Origin of the sequence: Pseudomonas maioricensis (genome assembly GCF_022790535.1) — a bacterium.
GTDB classification, from domain to species: domain Bacteria; phylum Pseudomonadota; class Gammaproteobacteria; order Pseudomonadales; family Pseudomonadaceae; genus Aquipseudomonas; species Aquipseudomonas maioricensis.
Genome location: NZ_LOHG01000039.1, coordinates 1 through 5,577 on the forward strand (window position 1 = coordinate 1; position 5,577 = coordinate 5,577).

4 protein-coding genes are annotated in these 5,577 nt (G+C 60.1%); 1 reads left to right on the forward strand and 3 read right to left on the reverse strand.

Features of this window, described 5'->3' with window-relative positions:
- Nucleotides 1–67 precede the first annotated feature (67 nt).
- From AUC61_RS26360 to AUC61_RS26370, 3 genes are read right to left on the reverse strand one after another with little or no spacing between them, the layout of a single operon-like run.
- Nucleotides 68–1,474 (reverse strand): efflux transporter outer membrane subunit, encoded by a 1,407-nt coding sequence (locus AUC61_RS26360; protein ID WP_243249234.1) that lies wholly within the window; start codon nucleotides 1,472–1,474, stop codon nucleotides 68–70.
- Between the two features lie 7 nt (nucleotides 1,475–1,481).
- Nucleotides 1,482–3,449: a MacB family efflux pump subunit gene (locus tag AUC61_RS26365; RefSeq protein ID WP_243249242.1), complete on the reverse strand. Its 1,968-nt coding sequence runs from the start codon at nucleotides 3,447–3,449 to the stop codon at nucleotides 1,482–1,484.
- Complete coding sequence (locus AUC61_RS26370; RefSeq protein ID WP_243249243.1) at nucleotides 3,450–4,616, reverse strand: efflux RND transporter periplasmic adaptor subunit; 1,167 nt, start codon at nucleotides 4,614–4,616, stop codon at nucleotides 3,450–3,452.
- 309 nt (nucleotides 4,617–4,925) lie between these two features.
- On the opposite strand from AUC61_RS26370, the gene AUC61_RS26375 reads away from it, so the two are divergent.
- Nucleotides 4,926–5,405, forward strand: a complete 480-nt coding sequence (locus AUC61_RS26375) for a sigma-70 family RNA polymerase sigma factor (RefSeq protein WP_279291199.1) — start codon at nucleotides 4,926–4,928, stop codon at nucleotides 5,403–5,405.
- Nucleotides 5,406–5,577 lie beyond the last annotated feature (172 nt).

Consider the following 5,577-nt stretch of genomic DNA (forward strand, 5'->3'; position numbering starts at 1 on the left):
TCGGCAGCTCCCACAGGTCTTGTGTTTACTGCGCGACGGGGCGCTTCCACGGGAATGGGTGTGCTTCTCACATCCGTTCAGCGTCCGCTTTCCACCCACCACCCAGCGCTTTATAGAGCGCCACGCTGGCTTGCAGGCGCGACAGCCGCAACTGGACGTTGAGGTTTTGTGCTTCGTACAGCGTGCGCTGGGTTTGCAGCACGGTGAGCAGGTCTTCGGCACCGGCACGGTAGCGTGCTTCGGCGATATCAAAGGCGCGCTGGGCCTGACTTAGTTCCTCGTGCTGCCAGCGATGCTGTTGGTCCAGGCCGTCAATGCTGTTCAGCGCTTTCTCCACGTCGGCGAAAGCACTGACAATTGTGCCGCGATAGTTCTCGAGTAATTCCTGTTGCTTGGCGATGTTTCTGTCTCGTTCTCCACGCAAGCGGCCGTTGTTGAAGATCGGTGCCACGAGCCCGCTGGTCAGGTTGTAAAACGGATTTTGCAGAATGTCGTGGGCCTTGTCGGCGCCCGAGCCCAGGGTGGCTGTCAGGGTGATTTTGGGCAGCATCGCCGCGCGTGCTACCCGAACATCCGCCTGCGCTGCCGATAACCGCGCTTCGGCGGCGGCGATGTCGGGGCGTCGGCCGAGGAGTTCGCTGGGTAAACCTGCACCAATGTCCGGACTGGTCAGGCTTTCAAAGTCGACGCCCAGTACGCGCAGGTTTTGCACGGGCTCTCCCAGTAGCGTTGCCAGGCTGATCAGCGCCTCTCGGGCTTGCTGCCTGAGCAGCGGCAGTTGGCGTTGCTGCGTTGCCACCAGGCTTTTCTGTTGAGCAAGTTCCAGTGCGGTAGCGGCCCCTGATTGAAAACGGGTCTGAACCAGTTGCAGAACTCGCTCGGCGTTGGTCAGGTTCAGTTCAGCGATGCCCGCCTGCGCCTGCAGTGCCCGTGCTTGCAGGTAAGTGCTGGCGACACCGCTGAGCAAGGTCAACTCCACCGTCGAGCGGTCGAATTCGCTGGCGCGCAGGCTCATGCCCGCACTGTCGACTGCCGCCTGTTTGCCACCCCAGAAATCCAGCTCGTAACTGGCTACCAGTGATGTTTCGAAATACTCGGCGTTACGGTCGTACCGGTCGACATCCAGCTGACGATAGCCGTCACCACTGATCAGGCTTTGCCGGTTATTGGTGAGGTTGCCGCTCAGCTCCGGTAGCAGAGGCGCTCCGGCGATTCGTGCTGATGCCTGCGCCTGCCGCACTCTGGCCATGGCTGCCGCGAGGTCATGGCTGCCCGCGCGAGCCTGACTGATGAGGGTGTCCAGTTCCGGGCTGTTGAAATCCTGCCACCACAGCCGGTTGTCTGCCGCCTGGGCAAGGTGCTCGGCATACTGCCAGGCGGCAGGAGAGGGAATTCCACTGTCGGTCGGTGTGGGTTGTTGGCTGCATGCTGCCAGGGCCAGGCACACGGTCAGCAGAATCGGGACGGTTTTCATTGATCGCTCATTCACTGGTAAGGGCCGTCACCGGGTCGAGACGTGCAGCCTTGCGCGCTGGCATGAAGCCGAATACCACCCCGGTCACCAGCGCACAGGCGAAGGCACCCAGCACAGCGGGCAGGGAAAACGCTACTGCAACCTTGCTTAGCAACAGCGCACCGCCGACCAGCAGTGCCAGGCCTATGCCCGTCAGCCCGCCGACGACCGAGAGCATCACGGCTTCGGTGAGAAATTGACGCAGGATGTCTCGCTGGCGAGCGCCGGTGGCCATGCGAATTCCAATTTCCCGGGTTCGTTCGCGCACAGTCATCAGCATGATATTCATCACCCCGATACCGCCCACCAACAGTGAAATGGCCGCAATCGAGCCGAGCATCAGTGACAGGGTGTTCTGGGTGCGTGCCTCGGCCTGGATCATTGCTGCGTTGTTGGTCAGTTCGTAATCCCGTGTGCCGTTGTGCAGCTTGAGCATGAGTTCATCGATTGCCTGTTCGGTTTCCTTGACCTTGCGTGCGTCAGCAGCAGCGATCACGACGTACTCCGGATCGCGATTGCCAAACAGCCGAACGCTGGCAGAGGAGTAGGGGATCATGACTCGCATGTCGCTGTCCTGCTCACCCGAGCTGGCGCCTTTGGCGACCAGTACCCCGATCACCTGGAAAGGCACGTTTTCGATCAGGATGTAGCGACCCAGTGGGTCGACCCCGGTAAAGAATTTCTCGCGGACCTTTTCGCCGATCACCGCGACGGGGGCGGCGCTCGCTTCATCGGAATCGGTAAAGTAACTGCCCTGGACCACCGGCCAATTGAAAATGCCCGGAAACGAAGTATTACTGCCGCCGACGTAGACCCGCTGATCAACACTGCCAAAGCGTACGCTTGCCTTGCCACCGTTGACCGGCATGACCCGGGTGACCTGCGGCAGCGTAGCGAGTGCGGCCACGTCATCGAGGCTAATAATGCCGGGAGCAGCGCGAGGTGTGGCCGCAGTACCATTGAGGTAAATGATGTTCGAGCCGAACGCGCCCATTTGCGACATGACCTGTCGCTTGCTGCCTTCGCCGACCGCGAGCATGACCACCACCGATGCGACGCCGATGATGATCCCGAGCAGGGTCAGCGCGGTACGAAAACGATTGATCCACATGATCCGCCACGCAGCCTGAATCGAATCGAGCAGCTCGCCTTTCCAGGCGCCGCTCGGGCTGCTGCCGTCGCTCAGGCGCTGACGCAGATCCACTGCTTGCAAGGCGCCACTGGCTGGGGTCTGCTGCGAAAGGTCAGCCGATACGCTGTCGCTGATAATCAGGCCGTCGCGGATTTCAATGACGCGTTTGGCGCGCTCAGCCACCTCCCGATCATGGGTGATCAGAATAACCACGTGTCCCTGCTGCGCCAGTTCGTCCAGCAACAGCATGACTTCTGCACCGCTGTGGCTATCAAGAGCGCCGGTAGGTTCGTCGGCCAGAATGATGTGCCCGCCATTCATCAATGCCCGGGCAATCGACACACGTTGCTGCTGACCGCCGGACAGTTGATGCGGGCGGTTGCCGGTGCGGCTGGTCAGACCCAGCCGATCAAGCAGGGCTGCGGCACGTGCGTGACGTTCGGCTGCGGGAAGCCCGGCATAAATAGCCGGCATCTCGACGTTTTCCTGGGCTGAGCTTGAAGGGATCAGGTGATAGCCCTGGAATACAAAGCCAAACGCTTCGCGCCGCAACCACGCCAGTTCGTCGCTGTTCAGAGACGCTACGGTCTGACCAGCAAACAGATAGCTGCCTGAGGTCGGGCGGTCGAGGCAACCGAGGATGTTCATCAGCGTCGATTTGCCGGAACCCGAAGCGCCGACGATGGCCACAAACTCACCCGGGTGAATTGACAGATTGATACCGCGCAACACTTCGACAGTCGGCTTGTCGCCGCCACCGTAGGTTTTGCAGATGTCTTGCAGGTCAATCAGCGGCGTTTGCATTCAACCACCGTTGCCGGACACGGGGCCGATCAGCAGCCGCTCACCTTCCGCCAACCCGTCCAGCACCTGCACTCGCAACCGGTCACTGATGCCGGTGCGAACCTCTCTGGGTTGAATATCGCCATTGCGCGCAACCACCTGGACGGTCTGACGTTGCTGGCTATCGCGGTGCAACGCAGCAACCGGAACGGTCAGGATGTTTTGGGCGCGTTCGGCGACAAAAAATACCTGAGTGGTCATTTCCGCCATGAGTGCGTGATCGGGGTTTTCCACATCGAGTAGCACGGTGTACAGCACTACACGGCCGCCGCTCTTACTGGCACTGGCCGGGCTGCCGCCGCCCTGACTAATTTGATCGAGGGGCTTGGGCGGAATCGGCAGAATTTGCCGAACCGTACTGTTCCAGCGCCTGCTGCCACCGCTGAGCGTAGTGAACCAGGCCGTCATGCCCGGTTTGACGTGGCCGATATCCGCCTCGGAAACCTCCGCCCATACGGTCATCGGCGACAGCTTGGCGATGCGCAGAATCAGCGGGGTCTGTTGCTGAGCGTTGAGTGTCTGGCCAACCCTGGCATCCAGCGCCACCACCGTGCCGGACATCGGTGCATAAATTTTGGTGTAACCCAGCTCTGCTTCGTCACTGCGCAAACTCGCCTGAGCCTGGGCGATCTGCGCCTTGAACATATCGATGCGCGCCTGAGTGGCGTGCAATTCCGCCTGAGCGGTCTGCACGTCCTCCTCGCGGGTAGCACCGCCAGCGGCCAGGCGTTGCTGGCGATGGTATTTCTGCCTTGCCAGTTCATGCTGGGCGCGCTGTTCCTGCAATTGCGCTTTGAGGTTGTCGATGGCGTAACGTCCGGCGTCGAGTCTGGCCGTCTGGGTGGAGGGATCTATCTCTACCAGCAGTTGACCTTTCTGGACTTCGTCGCCGATTTCAACGTGGATGGTGCGAATCTGCCCGGAAGCCTGGGCACCCACGTCAACATAGCGGCGGGGCTGCAGTGTACCCAGCGCAGTGACGCTGCTTTCTATGTCTGCGCGGGTCACTGCCACGGTGGCCAGATTTTCCTGACCGACAGGCAACACCTGCCAGGCCGCCAGGGCAACGACAGGGATCAGGCATAGCGCTATGAACAGCGCGCGTCGGGTGCGTCGCAGAGGTTTCATGCAGGGTTCCGGCCAATGGGATCGGCCCGTCGTACCACGCTCGGTGCAAGGTGGATGCTGTCGCTAATGCCGACAGAAACGGGGAACTGCCCAATAGACGAGAAACCCGCGCAGGAAATTAAGGAGGGAGGTTGGCTAAAGCGTGTCTGTTACACATTATTGCTACAGCTTTTATACGCGTTGTTTTAAATCTAGATGAGAATTGTTATAAATTGCGCCTGCGTACAAAATGCCAGTACCGCTCGTCCCTCCCCGGGGCGCGATGATCATGCTCAAGGATCGGCTCCGCGACGATGCGGGCCAGAGGTGATGTTGGAAAACTACTATCGTGAACTCATGTCTTTTCTGAACGCCCGGCTGGGAAATCGCCAGGCGGCGGAGGACATCGTCCAGGATACTTACCTGCGCGTGCTCGAACGGTCGAGTTCCACGCCGATCGAGCAGCCAAGGGCATTTCTGTATCGCACCGCGTTGAACCTGGTTATCGACGGTCATCGGCGCAATGTGTTGCGCCAGACTGAGCCGCTGGAGGTGCTTGATCAGGAGGAGCGTTATTTCAGTCCGTCTCCTCAGGCGAGCATAGACACGGGGCAGCGCCTGGACATGGTGCAACGGGCGCTGGCCGAGTTGCCCGAGCTCTGTCGCGAGAGCTTTCTGCTGCGCAAGCTGGAAGGCCTGTCTCATCCGGAGATAGCCGAGCGTCTGGGGATCTCCCACAGTCTGGTCGAGAAGCATATTGTGAATGCGATGAAGCATTGTCGGGTGCGGATGAGGCAGTGGGAGGGGTGAGTCTTTTTGGATTTTTGTGCATATCCATTGGTGTGTAACGGCTGATACTGGTTGCGCTTTTACAGCGCCTCACTTTTGAAAAGAGCCCAAAAGTAAGCAAAACGCTCTTGCCCCACCACTGGGTGCCTCGCTGTCGCTCGGCCGAACGCAGATTCTGAACCGTGGGCAACCC

Excerpts from the sequence above, each read along its gene's own strand:
- AUC61_RS26360 (WP_243249234.1), bottom strand. The coding sequence starts at position 1,474 with ATGAAAACCGTCCCGATTCTGCTGACCGTGTGCCTGGCCCTGGCAGCA.
- AUC61_RS26365 (WP_243249242.1), bottom strand. The coding sequence starts at position 3,449 with ATGCAAACGCCGCTGATTGACCTGCAAGACATCTGCAAAACCTACGGT.
- AUC61_RS26370 (WP_243249243.1), bottom strand. The coding sequence starts at position 4,616 with ATGAAACCTCTGCGACGCACCCGACGCGCGCTGTTCATAGCGCTATGC.
- AUC61_RS26375 (WP_279291199.1), top strand. The coding sequence starts at position 4,926 with ATGTTGGAAAACTACTATCGTGAACTCATGTCTTTTCTGAACGCCCGG.